Raw genomic sequence first — 17985 nt, forward strand, 5'->3', positions numbered from 1 at the left:
AGAGACACCGCACCCATGGCCAAGCGCATCGACGTCAAGGACCTCGACATCTACTACGGCGACTTCAAGGCCGTCGAGGGTGTGACGATGACCGTGGAGCCCCGCTCCGTCACCGCCTTCATCGGCCCGTCCGGCTGCGGCAAGTCGACCGTGCTGCGGACCCTCAACCGGATGCACGAGGTGATCCCCGGCGGACGGGTCGACGGCTCGGTCATGCTCGACGACCAGGACCTGTACGCCTCCTCGATGGACCCCGTCGCGGTGCGGCGGACGGTCGGGATGGTGTTCCAGCGGCCGAACCCGTTCCCGACGATGTCCATCCGCGACAACGTCGCCGCCGGGCTGAAGCTCAACGGGCTGAAGAACAAGAAGAAGCTCGACGAGGTCGTCGAGACCTCGCTCAAGGGCGCGAACCTCTGGAACGAGGTCAAGGACCGCCTCGACAAGCCCGGCGCCGGCCTCTCGGGCGGGCAGCAGCAGCGCCTGTGCATCGCGCGGGCCATCGCCGTGAACCCGCAGGTGCTGCTCATGGACGAGCCGTGCTCGGCGCTCGACCCGATCTCGACGCTGGCCATCGAGGACCTCATCAACGAGCTGAAGTCCGACTACACGATCGTCATCGTCACGCACAACATGCAGCAGGCCGCCCGCGTCTCGGACCAGACGGCGTTCTTCAACCTCAAGGCCACCGGCGAGCCCGGGCGCCTCGTCGAGGTCGGCGACACCCAGCGCATCTTCTCCAACCCGACCGAGAAGGCCACCGAGGACTACATCAGCGGCCGCTTCGGCTGATCTCCCACCCGACGTATTGCGCATCCGCCACCTCAGGACCCCCGGAAACGGTCCGTCCGGGTGGCGAATGCGCAATCAGTGAGGGGACGGGCGCAGCAGGAGCACTCGAACCGCGCCGTGACGACGTCCGGGCGGGCTCGTCGCAGCGCGGCCTCCCACCGTTGTCGAAGCGCGTCCTGACCTCCGAGGACGTCCGCGGTCTCCCAGCGCAGCACCTCGAGACCGAGGTCGCGCAGGCGCGACTCACGCACCCCCTGGGCGACCACCTTGCGCGCCGCAGCCTCCTCCTGCCCCGCGTCCGGCGGCGCGTCCAGCAGGTACTTCCCCCGGCCGTCGGCCTCCCCCACCACCCCGAGCCCCTCCCACCCCACGTCCACACGGGCGACGAAGCGGCCGTACTCGTCGCGCACGACCACCTGCGGCACGCCCGGCGGGGCCTCCCACGAGGCGAAGACGTACGCGCTCACCGACTCCAACCAGCTCTCGCGCCGGCCGTCGGCCAGCTCGAGCAGCAGGTCGGCGACCGCGATGCCCGGCCAGCGGCGCTGGTGCTCCCGCATCTCCGCCAACCCGGCGGATGTCACGAGTCCCCGACGCAGCGCCGCATCGACGACGGCGAGCGCGTCGCCGGGCCGCATGTCCCGCAGGCAGTCGACGACCGTCCGACCCGGCACGAGGAACGGTGTCCCCTTCCGAATCCACACGTGCGACGGCGGCGTTGCGCCACGGTGGAACCGGCGCCACGAGTCCTCTCGCGACGTCCGGGAGTCGTCCAGCAGCGTCAGCGTGGCCAGCTCTGGCGGGTGCGGCGGCATCGGCAGACCGAGGAGGGCGGCCGCGCTCGCGTGGCTGATGATCGCGTCGGGGGTGGTCCGGCTCGCCGTGCGGGCGATGGCCAGGTGACGGTCCCACGGCGGCATCCCCGACCACGCGGCGGCGTCCGCGTACAGCCCGGGCACGATCCGCTCGAGGCGACCACCGAGCACCGCGGCGTCGAGGCGCCGCGCGGACCATCCGTCCGCGAGCGCCTCGGCCCGGGTGAAGCAGATCGGGAGAGCCTCCACAGCCGCCACCATGAGCCGAGGAAGGACGCGCGCGACATCCCCGGGGCGGCATCTGTGGACGACGAGCCCCATCCGCCGACCCTGTGGACGACCCGCTCGACCCGACTTATTGCTCATCCGCCACCTGAGGGGACCCACATCCGGGCCCGAAAGGTGGCGGATGGGCAATAAGTCGGCTTGAACCCCGGGAGAGGCGCGGTCAGGTGAGGGGGGAGAGGACGGCGTAGACGAGGGCGGCCGCGAGGCCGGCACCGGGGAAGGTCAGCAGCCAGGCGACGACGATGGAGCGCGCCACACCCCAGCGCACCGCCTTGGCTGAGCGGGTCGCGCCGGCCCCGGTGATCGCCGCGGTGATGGCGTGCGTCGTCGAGACCGGCGCCCCGGTCATCGTCGCGACCCACAGCACGGACGCCGCCGACGCCTCGGCCGCGAACCCCTGCGGCGGGTCGAGGTGGATGATCCCGCGCCCCAGCGTGCGGATGATCCGCCACCCGCCGGCGTACGTCCCGAGCGAGAGCACCACCGCCGACAGCGCGAGCACCCACCACGGCACGGACGCGTCGTCGGCCCCCCGGTGCCCACCGGCGACGAGCGCGAGCACGACGACACCGGCGGTCTTCGAGGCGTCCTGCATCCCGTGGCCGAAGGCCATCGCCGCGGCCGACACCGTCTGCGCGTACCGGAAGCCGCGCACCGCCGGCCCGGGCCGCGCCCGCCGGAAGACCCACAGGATGAGCGTCATCAGCGCGAAGCCGCCGGCCAGCCCCACGACCGGCGAGACGAGCATCGGCACGACGACCTTGTCGAGGATGCTGTCCCACTTGACCGTCGCCCCGGCCGCGAGCGCCGCCCCGCCGAGGCCGCCGATCAGCGCGTGCGTCGACGACGACGGCAGCCCCCGCCACCACGTCAGCAGGTTCCAGCCGGTCGCACCGAGCAGCGCGCCGACGCACAGGACGATCCCGGTCGGCCCGGTCGGCACCGAGACGATGTCGCCGCCGACGGTCTCGGCCACGCGCACGCCGACGAACCCGCCGGCGAGGTTCATGACGGCCGCGAGCGCGAGCGCGATGCGGGGCGTCAGCGCGCGCGTCGAGACCGAGGTCGCGATGGCGTTCGCCGAGTCGTGGAAGCCGTTCGTGTACGTGAAGCCCATCGCGAGGACGACGACGAGGGCCGCGGGCCACCACTCCACGACGGGTCAGGACTCCCGGACGGCGATCGCCTCGACGGTCATCGCCACGTGCTCGAAGCCGTTCGCGGTCGCCTCGAGCGCGTCGATGATGTCCTTGTGCTTCATGACCGTCAGGGGGTCGGCCTTCTTGGCGTTGAACAGGTCGGCGAGCATCCGGCGGTACTGCTTGTTCGCCCTGTTCTCGAGCCGGTTGATCTCCACCCAGTAGGCGTCCATCTCCTTGAGCGAGCGCAGCCGCGGCATCGCGTCGGCGGTCAGCTCGGCCATCCGCTGGATGACCTCGACCTGCTTGGCCACGCGCGGCATCAGCTCGTCGACGCGGTAGAGGACGATGAGGTCGACCGCGGCCTCCATGAGGTCGACGCACTGGTCGAGCGCGACCGCGAGGGCGTGGATGTCGGAGCGGTCGAACGGCGTGACGAACGAGCCGCCGACCTTGCGGACGATCGCGCGCGTGGCGTCGTCGGCCGCGGCCTCGATCTCGTGCATCTGCTTGAGGATGGCCTCGCGCTCCTCGGCGTCCGCCCCGAGGAGCGCGGTCAGCGCCCCTGCGCCCTCGACGAGCTGTCGGGCCGAGTCGGCGAACAGCGCGTAGAAGGAGGGGTCGGACGGGGTGCGGCGAAAGCCCACGATGACGGTCTCCCGGGGAACGGCCTGGTGCTCGGGTACAGGCTAGGCCCCAGCCCGGCACCTCGCGTCAGGACCCCGCATCCTCCGCGACCGCGTCGCCCCCGTCGGCGTCCGACTCCCCCGGTGCGTCGCCCTCCCCGACCCCGAGGACGGCGTCGATGTGCTCCTGGTCCATCGGTCCGTCGCTGGCCGAGGCCTCGAGCACGAGCGCCCCGACGAGCTCGATCTCCTCCTGGAGCGCATCGTCGGTCAGCGGGTCGTCCGGTGGCATGCCGCCACCGTAGGGGCAAACAGCGCGTGACGGCAGGACCCCGACCGGGCGAACGCGCGCGGCGTCCAAGACGCCCGCGAGGCGATGAGGTGGATGCCGGACCGGGAGCGCCTCACGGCGCGTGGCCGCTCGTAGCGGCTGATGTTGGGACCCGGGGCTGCCGCGGCCCGGCACCCACGGAAGACCATAACGCGTGCCCCGGCCGGGGATGTTCCCGATGCGGGGACCGATCCGCCGACGGGAGCATGCGGCTCTCAGTCGAGCTCGCCGGTGCGCCAGAGCCGCGCGCTGGCCCGCAGGTCCTCACCGGTCGCGAGCAGGGCGGCGCCGCTGCGCGTGAGGTCGGTGGCCGAGAGGGGGTCGAGGACGTCGTGGTCGTGGGCGAGCTCGGCGCGTCCGGCGGCGATGACGGCGCAGAACGCCGACGCTCGCTCCAGCGCTACGGCGAGGTCGCCCTCGAACACGCCGGCGAGGATCTGGTCGGCGACGCGCATGAGCTCTGCGGGCTCGGGCGGCTCGGCGATGCCCGCCACGACGTGCGCGACGTCGGTGAAGCGGATGCCCGCCGCGTACTCGCGGCTCGCGGCCTCCGGGCTGCGCCGCACCCACTCGCGCAGCGCGTAGAGCCGCCACAGCGCTCCGGGCAGCGAGCGCCCCGGCCGCGAGGACCACAGGTCGGCGACGGTCGAGAGGCCGAGGTCGTCGACGAGCGAGACGAGGCGCGAGGTGACCTGCGGGTCGTGGGCCGCGCGCCCCGCGCCGACGAGGATGGCCGCCGTCTGGTGCGCCATCTCGGTGGTCTCGGCGGGGCCGGGCAGTGTCCCGCCATGGGCCTCGAGGGCGTCCGGGCCGAAGCGCACCGGCCGACGCGGCACGGGTCGTCCTCCGTCGCTCGTCATCCGGGCAGTCTCGCACCTCGCACGCCGCCCCGTGGCGGCACGGGGCATCGGAGCGCCCTCACCAGCGCCGATGCGGGTGGCCCCGGCTAGGTTGGGAGGGACCGCCGTGCCCGCCGGGCACCCCCGCACCCCCGGAGGACGACCATGGCCACCGACGCACCCGCCGACCGGCGGCGCGAGCCCGGGGCCGGCCGCGACCGCACCCCGGACTCGCCCACCGACGTCAGCCCCCGCGGATGGCGCCGGACCGCCAAGGCGGCGTTCGCCGAGTTCCAGCGCGACCAGTGCACCGACCTCGCCGCCGCCCTCACGTACTACTCGGTGCTCGCGATCTTCCCCGCGATCCTCGCGCTCGTCTCGCTGCTCGGCGTCTTCGGGCAGGGCGAGTCGACGACCCAGCAGCTGCTCGACATCGTGCGCCAGCTCGGCCAGGGCGACGCGGCCGACCAGCTGCAGGAGCCCATCCGCTCGATGATCGGCGCGAGCGGCGCCGGGTTCGCCCTCGTCCTCGGCATCGGCACCGCCCTCTTCTCCGCCTCGGGCTACGTCGGCGCGTTCGGCCGGGCCCTCAACCGCGTCTACGAGGTGCCCGAGGGGCGTCCCGTGTGGAAGCTGCGGCCGCAGCAGGTCCTCATCACCCTCGGCCTCGTCGTGATGGCGGGCCTCGTGCTCGTCGGGCTCGTCGTCAGTGGCCCGCTCGCCGACGTCGTGGGCAGCCGGATCGGGCTCCAGGCGGCCACCGTCACGGTCTTCACGGTCGCCAAGTGGCCGGTGATGCTCGGCGTCGTCGTCGTCATGGTCGCGGTCCTCTACTACTGGACCCCGAACGTGCGCCAGCCCCGCTTCCGCTGGGTGTCCGTCGGGGCCGCGGTCGCGATCGGCGTCTGGGTCCTCGCCTCGGTCGGGTTCGGGTTCTACGTGACGACGTTCGGCTCATACGCGAAGACCTACGGCTCGCTCGCCGGCATCATCGTCTTCCTCCTCTGGCTGTGGATCACCAACCTCGCGCTGCTCTTCGGTGCCGAGGTCGACGCCGAGCTCGAGCGGGTCCGCGAGCTCGAGGCGGGCATCAAGGCGGAGCACACGGTCCAGCTGCCGCTCAAGGACGCCTCGGGCGCCGAGAAGGCCAAGGAGAAGCTCGACGAGCGGGTCCGCGCCGGGCGCCGGCTGCGGCGGGGCATCCCGGAGCCGCGACCGCACGACGAGCGCGCCGACGGCGTCGAGCTCGAGCCGCTCCCCTCGCAGGGCGCCCGCCGCCGCTGAGCCGGAGGGCGCCGCGCGAGAGGAGCCGCCCTCACCGAGTGGTGAGCGCCTCGGGCAGGGCCTCGGCCCGGGTGTCGAGGCCGGCCGAGAGCCGGTCGAGCTCGGCGAGGCTGCGCTGCGCCGCCGCCGCCGGCACGGGCCGGGGGCACGTCGAGACGAGGGCGTCGACGAGGACCCGGTTGGCCGCCGCCGCGGTCGGTGCGTCGGCGGTGTACTGCCGTCCACCGAAGGCGACGCTCGCCTGTCGGGTGCCGTCGGCGGAGGTGAAGACGAGCGTGATGGTGCCGAACGAGGCGCCGTCGTGGCCGTAGAGGGTGCCGGGCTGCCCGGAGGCGTCGGGGCAGGGGTCGGTCGCGCGGTAGACGCCGAGGCCGTAGGCCAGCGGCTCGGTGGTTCGCGGGGTGAGCATCTGCGCCAGCGAGCGCTTCGAGACGAGCCGCCCCGCCAGGAGGGACCGGTAGAAGGACCCGATGTCCGCGGCGCTCGCGACGACCGCGCCCGCCGACGAGAAGACGCTCGAGCTCGTGCCGTCGAGCAGGTAGGGCCGCTCGAGCACGGCGTAGTCGCCGAGGTGCGCCGGCCCGGCGAAGGTCCGTCCGGTGGTCGGGAAGCGGGCGTCGCGCATCCCGGCCGGGCGGAAGACGCGCTGCCGGAGGAGCGAGGCGACCGGGCGGTGCGTCGCGCGCTGCAGCATGAGCCCGACGACGACGTAGTTGGTGTTGGAGTAGGAGAACGACGTCCCGGGCTCGAACAGCCAGGGCTGGGAGAGCCCGGCCCGCACGAGCTGCCGGTCGGTGCGGTCCCGGGTGAGGACGTCGACGAGGTCGGTCCCGGTCTGCGCGTCGCCGAGGAGGGGCACGAGGTAGTCGGGCAGGCCGCTGCGGTGCGAGAGCAGCTGCTCGAGGGTGACGTCACCGTGGCCCGGCAGCAGCCCCGGCCAGACGTCGTCGACGGTCGTCTCGAGCGTCCACCGCTTGCGGTCGACCTCCTGCAGCGCGAGGACGGCGACCATCGCCTTGGTGACGCTCGCGACCCGCGCGGTGTCCCCGGGCCGGGCGGGGCGCGCGGCGTCGATGGTGCGCACGCCGGCCGCCCCGTTCCACGCCCGGCCGGTGGCTCCGCGGCTGTGGGCGACGGCGCCCACGGCCCCGGCGGCCGTCAGCTCCTCGAGCCGCTCGTCGAGGCGCGCACGCGCGGCGGCCCGGTCGTCCCCGGTCCTCGCCACGGCCACCGACGAGGCCTCCGTCGCGGCCGGGATCGGGGCGGCCTGGGCGGCGCCGGTGGCGGCCAGGGCACCGACCGCGCCGAGGGCGAGGCCGGCGCGGAGGCGGTGGAGTCGTCGGGTGCTGGTCATCGGGTTCCCCTCGGGTCGGGTCGGTCGTGCGGCGGTTGCCGTCCCCCCGGTCTACCGGCGCCGACGGCGCCGGGGATCCCCCGCGGGTCGGGGCCCTCCCTCCCCCTCACGCCTGAGGCGGTGGGTGCGTCGGTGCCGGGTGGGACAGATGGGGTGTCGGTTCGGTCACTTTTCGACAAACCCTCAACACCGCAGGTCAGCCTTGGCGAGCGCACGGGTCCGACGGGCGTATGGTCGTGGCCGTGCGAACGAGTCGACACCGGTGAACCGGCTGCAGCAGGGGTACCGCCTCGGGGGCCGGTACCTGCTGGGCTCACGCATCGCCTCCGGCGGGATGGGCGACGTGTGGCGCGCCGACGACGAGGTCCTCGACCGCACGGTCGCCGTCAAGGTGCTGCGCCCGAGCACCGACAGCGAGCCGGTCTTCGCCCGCCGTTTCCGTGACGAGGCCCTGTACACGGCCGCCCTCGCGCACCCGAACATCGCCACCGTCTACGACTACGGCGAGGAGGACCACCTCGCCTACCTCGTGATGGAGCTCGTCGACGGCGAGCCGCTGTCGGTCCTCGTGCGCCGAGAAGGAGCCCAGCCGCCCGAGCGGGTGCGGTCGGTGATGGCCCAGGCCGCCCTCGCCCTCGGCGCCGCGCACGAGGCCGGGGTCGTGCACCGCGACGTCAAACCGGCGAACATCCTGCTCTCGGCCGACGGCACCGTGAAGCTCACCGACTTCGGCATCGCCCGCGCGCTCGACGGCAGCGGGCACACCCAGACCGGCGAGGTCGTCGGCACACCGCACTACCTCTCCCCCGAGCAGGCGCTCGGCGAGGCGGCCACCGGCGCGAGCGACCTCTACGCCCTCGGCATCGTCGCGCACGAGATGCTCACCGGTAGAAGGCCTTTCGACCGGAACACGCCCGTGGCCACCGCGCTCGCCCAGGTCAACGACCCGCCGCCACCGCTGCCCGAGCACGTGACGGGCGAGCTGCGCGAGATCATCGAGCAGTGCCTGGCCAAGCGACCCGACGCTCGCCCGGCGAGCGCCCGCGAGCTCGGGGAGCAGCTGTCCGACGCGCCACTGCGGAAGCCGGACGAGGTCGCCGCCCATGACGTCCGGGGTCACGCCCTGACGGCCGAACGTCGCTCTGCCGCGGACGATGTCGATGACGCCTCGGGGCGCGACGCCCACCACGACCCGGCCCCCACACCCCTCACGCCCGTGGCACCCCTCGCCGCTCCGCGGGCTCGCCGTCGACGTCGGCGCGCGCTGCACCACGAGCGGGGCAGCGTCCCGGCCGGACCGTCGGTGACGGTCGGCGAGGACGGCGTCCGGCGGGTCCACTGGGCCTGGCTGCCCGCGACGGCACTGCTCGCGGCGACGCTCGCCGTGGGCCTCGTCCTCGCGCTCATGCCCTGACCGCCCACACGACAGCACCCCGCCGGGAGGCGCACACACCCGTCCGCCGCGTCCGGGGACGGCCCGCGGGGAGCCGTCCGTCGACGACCGACGGACCCCTCGGGAACATCGGCGGGCCCCCCGCCGTTCACCGAGCAGACGCACCTTCGTCAAACTTCAGACAAAGCTTTGACAAAGGCCTCTGACCTCGACATACTCATGGCTCCGGCCTCACCGCCACAGCCGACCCCGATCGACCGAGAGGTGCTTGACATGGCAACCGACTACGACGCTCCCCGGGTTCGCGACGGTGAGGAAGAGAAGTCCGACAACATCATCGAGCTCGACGCCGCACGGTCCCGCGGGACCAGCGTCGACCTCCTCGAGGAGGACACCGAGGCCGTCGACGGCCTCACCCTCCCCGGCGCCGACCTGTCCGACCTCTCCCTCGAGGTGCGGGTCATCCCCCGTCAGGCCGACGAGTTCTCGTGCATCAGCTGCTTCCTCCTCGTGCACCGCTCGCAGGAGTCCAAGCCCGGTACGAGCATCTGCCTCGACTGCGCCTGACCCCTCCGGGCCCCACAGGACCGCACACCCGCACGAAGGCCGCACTCCCCCGGAGTGCGGCCTTCGTGCATCCCCCGTCAGGGGGTGCCGGCCTGCCGTGCGACGGTCCGGCAGGTCGCGGACGGGTCGCCCGAGTCCGCGGGGAAGACGGTGTCGAGGTCGATGCCCTGTTTCTGCGCCACCGCGCCGAGCAGACGGCACATGTCGTCGATCTGGGCGCTCGACGCGGCGTCACCGCCGTCGACGACGCGGGTGACGACGTCGCCCGCGTTGCTCGCCGCACTGCAGGACGCGAGCAGGATGATGAGCAGCGCGATGTTGACCCACGTCTGGAGCCGGACGAGCGGCGGACCCGTCGGTCCGCTCGGTGGCGGCGCGAAGCGCGGTGGTGGCGGCGTGTCGTGTCCTGACATGGCTCCCCTCCTTCGCGGCCCGACGGGCCGACGCTGCCGCGAGTCTGCCGGAGCGGGCGGCCGCCGTGCGGGACGTGCAGCGCAACCGGGCACGCGTCGGCGGGCGGCTGACAGGATGCGGGGATGCTGCGCGCCGTCCTCGTCGACCTCCACCACACGCTGGTCCGGACCGGCTCGGTCGACACCTGGGTCGACGCCGCGGTGGCGGCGAGCGGGGACGAGCCCGCCGACCGGCAGGCGGTGCTCACCTCGCTGCGGCACGTGTGGTCGCGCGCGGCGGTACGTCACCCGGACCTCGCCTGGGACCTCGACCCTGCGCTGCACCGTCGGGCCTTCGAGGAGTCGCTGCGCGAGGACTCCTCGACCTCCGCGCCGCTCTCCGCCGCCCTCTACGACCTGATGCTCGCGCACTGGATGGCCTCCGACGGGGCGGTCGACCTGCTCGTCGCCCTCCGGCGGCACGGTCTGCGGGTGGGCCTCCTGTCCAACATCGGCCTCGACCCGCGCGGACGGCTGGCGCAGCTGGGCCTGCTCGAGCACCTGGACGACGTCGTCCTCTCGGTCGAGGTCGGGCTCGTCAAGCCCGACCCGCGCGTCTTCGCGCTCGCCGCGCGGCGCCTGGGGGTCGAGGCGGCCGACTGCGTGATGCTCGGCGACTCGAGGTCGACCGACGGTGGTGCGGCCGCCGCGGGGATGACCACCGTCCTCGTCCCCGTCGACGACGGCCGTCCCCGCCTCGGGGCGGCAGCGCGGATGCTGCTCGCCGCCGCCGCGCCGGACCCCCTCAGTACTTCCTGAAGTGCTGCCTCATCCGGGCCACCCGGCCCTCCCCGCTGCAGAGGACGTCGTGGTCGGTCCGGCGCGTCCACCACTGGGCCACGACGGCCCGGCCGCCCTGGATCGACGCGACGGAGCACATGCGACGCGCCGCCGACAGTGAGGTCTGGCCGGCCGTGCGCCACTCGGGCAGGCCGTAGTTCGCGCCGGTGCCGACGATCGCGATCCACTGCAGGCGGGTCGAGTACACACCCACGCGCATCCCGGCGTCCCGGTAACCGGCGAGCACCCCGTCGACCACGGCCTTGTTGCGGCTGCGCGACGACGACCACGGGCGCACCGGGTAGTGCTCGACGTCCATCCAGACCATCGGCGACCTGAGTCCCGCCGCCTTCATCCGGACGAGGTTCGTCCTGGCCTGGGCCCACCCCACGTTGCGCAGCCGCGCCGTCGTGGACGTCGGCCGGTACGGGCCGGTGCGTCCGTACCTCGTGAGCTGCGCGGCCGTCGGGTACGTGACGACGGCGTACGGAGCCGCCCAGACGTGCCGCGAGCGCACCCAGTCGACCTGCTTCTTCAGGCAGGGGTTCGGGGTGAACGCGGGGCCGTTGGTCAGTCCGACGAGCACGAAGCGTGCCGTACGGTCCGGCATCGGGTTGCCCTCGCTCCGGCGCGACGGGATGCCCATTCCCTTGGGGCAGTTGGGCCACGAGATGTCCGCGCCGAGGTAGGGCGTACCCTGGGCGGCGGGGGCCGCCGCGGCGACGACCGGGGCGCCCGCGGGCACGGCCGTCGCCGGAATGGCGAGGACGGGCACGAGCGCGGTGGCGCTGACGAGAGCGAGGACTGGTGCGCCGTGACGCAACCGGTGGCGGAACATGGTGGAACCTTTCGGAGTCGACGGTGGGCAGCGCCGACGCAGGAGAGCCCCCCGGCTCCTTCCCCCACGCGCCGTGGCGCCTGCGCGAACGTACTCGCGGATCTGTCTGTCGTGCAGCGGTTTCGACGAAGTCCGGGCGAAACTCCTACTCGCACACCGTGCCGTCGGAGTCGCCGTCGCGGTACCAGCCGTACTCCGTGTCGCGCCCGTCGACGTACGGCCCGTACCCCGCGGCCCGCGCGGCCCGGCACGAGCCGAAGCGCGGGTCGGCACCGGAGGACCGCCCGGGTTTCGGCGACGCAGCTGTCGCAGAGCGGGACTCGCGCTCCTCGGGCGCCCCGCCGAGAGGCACCACCCGTGCGGTGGGCAGCGCCTGCTGGGGGCATCCCACGAGGACACGCTCGACGGCGGCCTGCTCGGCTGCCGTCATCCAGAGGTGGTAGCGGTGCTTCACCGCCACCTGCCGGGCGACGTACCCGCAGCGCGCGGCCTTCCGCGGCGGCAGCCACGTCGCGGCGTCGCCGTCACCCTTGGCGGCGTTCGTGGGTCCGTCGACGGCGAGCAGGTTGAGGGGGTCGTTGGCGAAGGCCGTGCGGGTGGCCTCGTCCCAGCGCTGCGCGCCCTTCTGCCACGCGTCGGACAGCGCGACCACGTGGTCAACCTGCACCGCACCGGAGGTGCGCGCGCCCCGGGTGAAGCGGACGCTGTGACCCGTGTAGGGGTCGTGGAGCATGCCCGAGAGCACCACGCACCCGCTGGTGCCACGCTTCAGCGTGACCGACGAGAGGTCGCGCCGCAGGACGTCGTTGCGGGTGTCGCAGCCGTTCCGGTCGACGTCGGCCCACGCCTGCCCGAACCGGGCTCGGTCGTACCCGGTCCTCGGCGCGCGACCCTTGACCCGGATCGACTCCAGCGCGGTCAGCGCGAACCCGCGGTGCGCGCCCGAGGGACTCGCAGGTGACGTCGCCGTCGGGGACGGGGACGACGTTGGGGTGGGGGTGACAGGTGTCTTGGACGGCCGGGTGCGGGGGTCCGTGACGTGGGAAGACGGCGTTTCGTCGGGGGCCGGCGCATCGGCCGACGCCCCCGCGCAGCCGGTGAGCGCCAGGACGAGGAGTCCGGCTCCCAGCATCCTGCGTCGCAGCCCGGAGCGGCGGCCCGGTCGGGAGCTCGGGGGCCGACCTCCATGACTCCCCCTGTGCCGCACCCCGACAGGATGCCGTCGGCCGACTCAGCCATCTCGAGGACCCGCCGAGGAGGGGCCGAACGGACGACGGGAGCGCCGGCTACGGACCGGCGGGCTCGTGGGAGGCCACCCGCCCGCGGCGGACGAGCATCCCCGCGCCGGCGAGCGCGACCGACGTCACCAGCACACCGGCGGCGAGCGGCCACGGCCCGAGCGTGACGGCGAGGACCACCCCCACCAGCGTGAGGCCCAGGCCCACGACGAAGAAGAGCGCGAGCGTCGCGACGACCACCGACCCGGGCCCGAGGCGGCTGCGGAGGAACGAGCCCATCCGGCCGCGCTGTCCGGGCTCCGGCGACCGAGCCGGGCCACCCGTCCACGCCATCACGACGCCGTCCCCGCATCGAGGCCGGACTTCGCGTTCGCGCGGTCGGGCCGGACGACGGCGACTCCGACGTGGGTGCAGGCTGCGGCCGGCGACCTCCGGATGACGGACGGCGTGATGACGGTTCCTCCTCGGGGGCCGGAGGTCGAGGCCCCCGGACGTGACGGACGGCCATCCCGTCCGACGGTCGAGGGCAGGCCGGCTTCCTCGGTCGGACACGACGAGTCGACGCCACGATCCCCCTCGGAGCGTTGCGACTCTAGGGTCTCGGACCCCATTCCGTCCCGGGAACGACCGGACCCGAGAAGCCCGCGAAGGTCTGCGACTCGCACCGATCCGGTCTGCACCGACTTGCTGACGACGGACCCCGACGCGTGGTCTCATGGTCGCCGTCAGGGTGCGAGGTGAGGGGGAACGACGTGTCGGGACGACTGGGTGCGGCGCTGCTGGTGGCGTCACTGGCGGCGTTGACCGGCTGCGGGTCCACGGTGGCGGCGGCCGGCGGAGGGACCTCCGGCACGCCGTCCGTCACCGCGGTGCCGGCCCCCGCCCCGTCCGGACCGAGCACCGGTCTCACGGCGATCCAGGGCCGCGTGACCGGGCTCCCGGCCGGCCAGCGGGCGACCGTCCACCTCGAGATCTGGCCCCTGGAGGACGACACCGAGGTGGGCGAGGCCGTCGACATGGCCTCGACCCCCGAGGTGACGACGGATGCCGAGGGACGGTGGTCGCTGACGCTCGACCCGGCCGACCTCGACCGCACGCACTTCTCGCGCCGGCGCTCCTACGTCAACGTCGACGTGTCCGTGCGCGCCGGCGACGTGGGCACGGTGTGGGGAGTGCCCCTCTGGTTCCTCGCGGCCGACGGCGTCTGGCGCAGCGACCAGTACGCGACGGTGGACGACCGCGTCGTCGACGTGGCCATGGACCTGGGGGTCGGCACGCTCACGGCGACGAGCTCCGTCGGGGAGCGGCAGACCCAGGACCTCCTGGTGCTGCCCTTCACGCCTCGGCCCGACTGACTCCTCGCGCGGGCCCCGGCGCGGGCCTCCACCCGAGAAGGTGCCGTCGTCCGTACTCATCGATGGAGGAGCCGGGACCAGCCGGCGCGACGAGGAGGGGACATGGCCGACCGTGAGGCGTTCGACGCCTACGTGCGCGAGCGGTGGGGCCCGCTGCTGCGCACGGCGATGCTCCTGACCGGCGACCGCCACTCCGCCGAGGACCTCGTGCAGGAGACCCTGGTCCGCGCCGCCCAGCACTGGAGCAGGGTCGACCCGGCGACACCCGACGCGTACGTCCGCCGCATCCTCTACACGCGCTCGGTCGATGCGTGGCGCTGGCGACGGCACCAGCCCGACCCCGTCGACGGGGTCGCGGACGGGCCGGGCGGCCACTCGTCCCCGCACGACGACGCCGACGTGCGCGTCACGCTCGGCGCGGCCCTGCGCCGGCTCACCCCGCGGCAGCGTGCCGTCCTCGTCGCCCGGTTCTACGAGGACCGCACGGAGGTCGAGACCGCCCGGGTCCTCGGCTGCTCCGTCAGCACCGTCAAGTCGCAGACCCGGCACGCGCTCGAGCGGCTGTGCGTCCTGGCGCCCGAGCTCGCCGCCACCTTCGGCCGGCAGGAGAGCCTCCGATGACCCCCGACACCCTGACCACCGCCCTGCGCGAACTCGTGGACGGCGTCGACGACGTCGGTCCGACGCCCGACCAGCTGTGGGCCGGCGGCCGCCGTCGCCGCCGGACCGCTCGTGCCGTCCCGGTGCTGGCCATCGCGTGCGTGGTCGCCCTGCTGGCCTTCGTCGCCTGGCCTGTCGACCCCCCGCGGGTCACGGTCCCGGCCGTCCGCCTCGACGACGGTCCTGTCCGCCTCACCTCGTACCCGGGGTCCATCCCGAAGCCGCCCTTCGCGTCCGCGACCTCGACGCCCGGCACGACGGCAGCGCTCGTCTCCGAGCGCAACGACTCGCGTCCTTTCGCGGTCTCTCCCACCGGAGAGGTCAGGCGGTTGGCGTTGGACACCGACGCCCTCATCACCTCCCGGCCGCAGGTCGCCCTCTCCCCCGACGGGCGGTGGCTCGCTCGTGGTCCCGTCCTCAGCCGCCTCCTCACGGGCGAGACCCTCCCCACAGCGAAGGGGCGTTCGGCCCTCGAGCGCCGGTGGATGCCGAGCGAGCAGCCTGCCTTCTGGTCCCCCGACTCCTCGCGCGTGTTCGTCGGCGCCTTCAACCAAGGGGTTCCAGCGCGCTCGGGTGTCGTCGTCGCCACGGACGGCTCGACCGTCGAGGCCCCTCTGGTCGATGGAGGCGTCCCTCCGATCTTCGCCGGATGGACGGACGACGACACCGTGCTGGCCCTGCAACCCACGCCCGCCGGCACGTCGGGGCTGGAGCTCTACCGCTGGACCGTCGGTGCCCGCCGCTGGACCCCGACGGGCGCGACGATCACCTGGGGAGACCCCGGCGCTCCGGGTCCGGATGCCTCCCTGTCACCGGACGGCACGCGCCTTCTGCTCACCCAGGGGGAGGTCGACCCCGACACCGGCGAGATCACCGGGACCCTCGCGATGCTCTTCGACGCCCGCTCCGGTCGGGGCCTCGGCCAACCGATGCCGGACGGCACGCTCGACCCCACGCGCTTCACGGAAGGCAGCGTCTTCGGGTGGGCGGGCTGGGGCTGTCACCCGGCGTGGAAGGACGGGCTGCCGGTCCACACCGACGGCGACGTGACGGGTTTCGTCGAGGACCCGAGCGCGCGCTACTCGGGCAGGTCGGACTCGGCGTTCGAGCTCGTCGCGGTCTCGTCCCGCTACGACGGCGCGTGTGTCTCGTTCGCGGGCAACGAGCTCCGCGGCACGCCGCAGGTCGACGAGCGGGCCGTCTGGTCCGAGCGGCTCGCCCGGTGGGGGCCGTGGGTGCTGCTCGTGCTCGTCGTCGCCGGTGTCGGGCTCCGACACCGCCGACATCTCCGCCCGGCCTTGGTGCCCTGAGCCGCCGGCCCCCTCAGACGTCGAGATCGGCGGCGGCCGTCACGGTCGCGTAGGAGTCCGCGAGGGCGGCGAGGAACGCCGCGTGCACGTCGGCCGCCTCGACGGTGCGTCCACCGAACTCCAGATCCGGCGCGGCACAGGCGTCCGCGACCACCGTGACGTCGAACCCGGAGTCGGCCGCTGCCCGCACTGTGGCGTCGACGCAGAGGCTCGTCATCATCCCGGCGACGACGAGCGCATCGACGTCGAGGCGCTCGAGGACCGCCCGGAGGTCGGTGTCGCGGAACGCGTTCGGGAAGGCCTTCTGCACGACCGGCTCACCGTCCTGCGGCGCGACGAGGTGGTGGATCTCGACGCCCGGCGTCCCCGGCCTGAAGAAGTCGGCCTCCGGGTCGTCCCACACGTGCTGCACGTAGACGACGGGACGGCCGGCCGTCCGGAACCGGCCGAGCACGTCCGCGGCGCGCGCCGCGGCCTCCTCGGGCCCGACGAGGGGGAAAGCACCGCCGGGGAAGTAGTCGTCCTGGATGTCGATGATGAGGAGCGCGGTGGTCATCGGGGTCCTGTCGTCAGGGGCCGCCTCGCGGGCGACCGGGCCGTCCCCCCCCATCCCAGCACGCCGGATGCGGGCGGGGGGTCTCCCGCGGCCGGGCAGCGACCCGCCCGTGCCACGTCAGGGCAGCGGCTCGCCGTCGACCCACGCCGCGGTCGTGTGCACGTCGCGCACGACCGGCGGCGCCGGGAACCCTTCGCCACCCAGCCGCGCCAGGGCGGGTCCGAGGACCTCGGCGTTGAACCGCTCGAGCCCGGCCTCGGTGTCCCAGAGCTGCACGACCTGCCAGCCGCCCTCCGCCGGCCCGGCGGCGAAGGCCCGACGTCCGGGCGGCGGCCGGACGTCGCCGACCGCCTCGACGACCGCGGCCCAGTGCTCGGCGGTGGCGCCGGGGAAGAACGCCAGGCGGAGGAAGGCCATCCGCCCACGGTAGGCGCGGCGGCCGCCGCCGTCACCCCCTCGCCGGTCGGACCAGCGCGGGCTCGGCGGGCTCGGCCGCCCTCTCCCCAGCGCCGCCACCCGGCTCGTCACCCGGCTCGCGGACCGCGGGCTGGTCGAGCAGGCCCGGCCGACCGCGGACGACGCCCTGCACGGAGCGGTCCAGCAAGCCCGTGCGACACCGGAGCTCGACGACCTCGTCGGGGCCTCCGGTCTCGCCCGAGCGACGGACCGGGTGGACCGCTGCCGGCCGCTAGGACGGGACGACGGTGGGGAGGTCCTCGAAGACCTCGAAGGAGTGGCCGTAGTCGCGGTTGACCCGGCTGAGGATCTGCACCGCGGAGATCTCCCACTCCTGGCTCTTGTACGCCTCGAGCGCCTCGACGAGGTGCTCGAGGACGGGCACCGTGGTCTCGGGCGTCACGCGCGCCACCGTCAGACGGGGCACGAAGATGCGGCGGTCGACGTAGAACGCGTGGTCCGCGACGAGCGGGGGCAGCCGGCGCGCGATCTCGGCCAGCGTGTCGAGGTCGCCCTCGAGCTTCATCGCGATGCTCGGGTCGGTCTCGTCCTCGAGCGCCCAGACGCCGGAGAGCCGGACCTTCGCGACGAGGCCGAACCGCGTCACCGGCCAGTAGAGGGCCTCGTGGAGCCTGCGGGCGTCGGGGACGGTGAGGTTGCCGAGGCCCATCATCCTCAGCCGGAACGCTCCCGAGTGCGTGAGCTCGAGCTGCTGCCTGGCACCGGGGACGCGCGCGGCGATGCCGGTCACCGCGTCGCGGATGTGTTCGGGCGGACGCACCGCCACGGACACCTGCATGGCACCTCCTCGCTCGTCGGGTCCACGACATCGTGGCACTGTCGGCCCCCGCGTTCCGGGAGGCTGGGGCCGTCACCGTCCGACGCGATCCGGGCAACGGGCCTGTGGACGGC

General features: G+C 73.9%; 21 protein-coding genes. 8 read left to right on the top strand and 13 right to left on the bottom strand.

What is annotated here, in order from left to right:
* The first annotated feature begins 15 nt into the window (after positions 1-15).
* Positions 16-792 carry a phosphate ABC transporter ATP-binding protein PstB gene (gene pstB, locus KMZ30_RS11145; RefSeq protein ID WP_030528466.1) on the top strand — a complete coding sequence of 259 codons (777 nt, stop codon included), beginning with the start codon at positions 16-18 and terminating at the stop codon, positions 790-792.
* Positions 793-824: 32 nt separating this feature from the next.
* Here pstB and KMZ30_RS11150 read toward each other — a convergent pair whose 3' ends face one another.
* The 5 genes from KMZ30_RS11150 to KMZ30_RS11170 form a co-directional block, all read right to left on the bottom strand.
* The gene (locus tag KMZ30_RS11150) at positions 825-1856 is read right to left on the bottom strand and encodes a type IV toxin-antitoxin system AbiEi family antitoxin domain-containing protein (protein WP_215512206.1); all 1032 of its coding nucleotides are present in this window, start codon (positions 1854-1856) and stop codon (positions 825-827) included.
* 199 nt (positions 1857-2055) lie between these two features.
* The gene (locus KMZ30_RS11155; RefSeq protein WP_308279637.1) at positions 2056-3051 is read right to left on the bottom strand and encodes an inorganic phosphate transporter; all 996 of its coding nucleotides are present in this window, start codon (positions 3049-3051) and stop codon (positions 2056-2058) included.
* A 6-nt stretch (positions 3052-3057) separates the two neighbouring features.
* On the bottom strand, positions 3058-3681 hold the full coding sequence (locus tag KMZ30_RS11160; protein WP_215512205.1) for a DUF47 domain-containing protein: 624 nt from the start codon (positions 3679-3681) through the stop codon (positions 3058-3060).
* A gap of 67 nt (positions 3682-3748) precedes the next feature.
* Positions 3749-3952 carry a hypothetical protein gene (locus tag KMZ30_RS11165; RefSeq protein ID WP_215512204.1) on the bottom strand — a complete coding sequence of 68 codons (204 nt, stop codon included), beginning with the start codon at positions 3950-3952 and terminating at the stop codon, positions 3749-3751.
* Positions 3953-4206: 254 nt separating this feature from the next.
* Entirely contained in the window at positions 4207-4851 is a 645-nt protein-coding gene (locus tag KMZ30_RS11170) for a hypothetical protein (RefSeq protein ID WP_030528461.1), read from the bottom strand.
* Positions 4852-4995: 144 nt separating this feature from the next.
* On the opposite strand from KMZ30_RS11170, the gene KMZ30_RS11175 reads away from it, so the two are divergent.
* Positions 4996-6114 carry a YihY/virulence factor BrkB family protein gene (locus KMZ30_RS11175; RefSeq protein ID WP_215512203.1) on the top strand — a complete coding sequence of 373 codons (1119 nt, stop codon included), beginning with the start codon at positions 4996-4998 and terminating at the stop codon, positions 6112-6114.
* A gap of 31 nt (positions 6115-6145) precedes the next feature.
* On the opposite strand, the gene KMZ30_RS11180 is transcribed toward KMZ30_RS11175, so the two are convergent.
* On the bottom strand, positions 6146-7468 hold the full coding sequence (locus KMZ30_RS11180) for a serine hydrolase domain-containing protein (RefSeq protein WP_215512202.1): 1323 nt from the start codon (positions 7466-7468) through the stop codon (positions 6146-6148).
* Positions 7469-7730: 262 nt separating this feature from the next.
* On the opposite strand from KMZ30_RS11180, the gene KMZ30_RS11185 reads away from it, so the two are divergent.
* Together KMZ30_RS11185 and KMZ30_RS11190 are read left to right on the top strand one after the other, a co-directional pair.
* The gene (locus KMZ30_RS11185; RefSeq protein WP_308279636.1) at positions 7731-8882 is read left to right on the top strand and encodes a serine/threonine-protein kinase; all 1152 of its coding nucleotides are present in this window, start codon (positions 7731-7733) and stop codon (positions 8880-8882) included.
* 252 nt (positions 8883-9134) lie between these two features.
* Positions 9135-9428 carry a DUF4193 domain-containing protein gene (locus KMZ30_RS11190; RefSeq protein WP_030528457.1) on the top strand — a complete coding sequence of 98 codons (294 nt, stop codon included), beginning with the start codon at positions 9135-9137 and terminating at the stop codon, positions 9426-9428.
* Between the two features lie 77 nt (positions 9429-9505).
* Here the strand turns inward: KMZ30_RS11190 and KMZ30_RS11195 are convergent, their stop codons facing one another.
* Positions 9506-9841, bottom strand: coding sequence for a hypothetical protein (locus tag KMZ30_RS11195; RefSeq protein WP_215512200.1), 336 nt, complete (start codon positions 9839-9841; stop codon positions 9506-9508).
* Positions 9842-9964: 123 nt separating this feature from the next.
* Here KMZ30_RS11195 and KMZ30_RS11200 point away from each other — a divergent pair, with 123 nt between their 5' ends.
* Positions 9965-10639, top strand: a complete 675-nt coding sequence (locus tag KMZ30_RS11200; protein WP_215512199.1) for an HAD family hydrolase — start codon at positions 9965-9967, stop codon at positions 10637-10639.
* Here KMZ30_RS11200 and KMZ30_RS11205 read toward each other — a convergent pair.
* The 3 genes from KMZ30_RS11205 to KMZ30_RS11215 form a co-directional block, all read right to left on the bottom strand.
* On the bottom strand, positions 10626-11498 hold the full coding sequence (locus KMZ30_RS11205; RefSeq protein ID WP_215512198.1) for a glycoside hydrolase family 25 domain-containing protein: 873 nt from the start codon (positions 11496-11498) through the stop codon (positions 10626-10628). The genes KMZ30_RS11200 and KMZ30_RS11205 overlap by 14 nt on opposite strands.
* A 145-nt stretch (positions 11499-11643) precedes the next feature.
* The gene (locus KMZ30_RS22370) at positions 11644-12630 is read right to left on the bottom strand and encodes a GmrSD restriction endonuclease domain-containing protein (RefSeq protein WP_215512197.1); all 987 of its coding nucleotides are present in this window, start codon (positions 12628-12630) and stop codon (positions 11644-11646) included.
* A 154-nt stretch (positions 12631-12784) separates the two neighbouring features.
* Positions 12785-13015, bottom strand: a complete 231-nt coding sequence (locus KMZ30_RS11215; protein ID WP_215512196.1) for a hypothetical protein — start codon at positions 13013-13015, stop codon at positions 12785-12787.
* 473 nt (positions 13016-13488) lie between these two features.
* Between KMZ30_RS11215 and KMZ30_RS11220 the strand changes: the two genes are divergently transcribed.
* From KMZ30_RS11220 to KMZ30_RS11230, 3 genes are all read left to right on the top strand, one after another.
* Entirely contained in the window at positions 13489-14091 is a 603-nt protein-coding gene (locus KMZ30_RS11220; RefSeq protein WP_215512195.1) for a hypothetical protein, read from the top strand.
* Between the two features lie 102 nt (positions 14092-14193).
* A complete protein-coding gene (locus tag KMZ30_RS11225) occupies positions 14194-14712 on the top strand; it encodes a SigE family RNA polymerase sigma factor (protein WP_215512194.1) in 519 nt (172 codons plus the stop codon).
* A complete protein-coding gene (locus KMZ30_RS11230; RefSeq protein WP_215512193.1) occupies positions 14709-16061 on the top strand; it encodes a hypothetical protein in 1353 nt (450 codons plus the stop codon). Before KMZ30_RS11225 ends, KMZ30_RS11230 begins: the two co-directional genes overlap by 4 nt.
* Before the next feature lie 13 nt (positions 16062-16074).
* Here the strand turns inward: KMZ30_RS11230 and KMZ30_RS11235 are convergent, their stop codons facing one another.
* The 3 genes from KMZ30_RS11235 to KMZ30_RS11245 all read right to left on the bottom strand — a co-directional run bounded on the left by KMZ30_RS11235 (position 16075) and on the right by KMZ30_RS11245 (position 17872).
* Positions 16075-16617 (bottom strand): cysteine hydrolase family protein, encoded by a 543-nt coding sequence (locus KMZ30_RS11235; RefSeq protein ID WP_215512192.1) that lies wholly within the window; start codon positions 16615-16617, stop codon positions 16075-16077.
* Positions 16618-16734: 117 nt separating this feature from the next.
* On the bottom strand, positions 16735-17034 hold the full coding sequence (locus tag KMZ30_RS11240; protein ID WP_215512191.1) for a hypothetical protein: 300 nt from the start codon (positions 17032-17034) through the stop codon (positions 16735-16737).
* 271 nt (positions 17035-17305) lie between these two features.
* Positions 17306-17872 (bottom strand): 2'-5' RNA ligase family protein, encoded by a 567-nt coding sequence (locus KMZ30_RS11245; RefSeq protein WP_215512190.1) that lies wholly within the window; start codon positions 17870-17872, stop codon positions 17306-17308.
* Positions 17873-17985: the final 113 nt, after the last annotated feature.

The organism is Phycicoccus mangrovi (assembly GCF_018729305.1).
Lineage (GTDB): Bacteria > Actinomycetota > Actinomycetes > Actinomycetales > Dermatophilaceae > Phycicoccus > Phycicoccus jejuensis.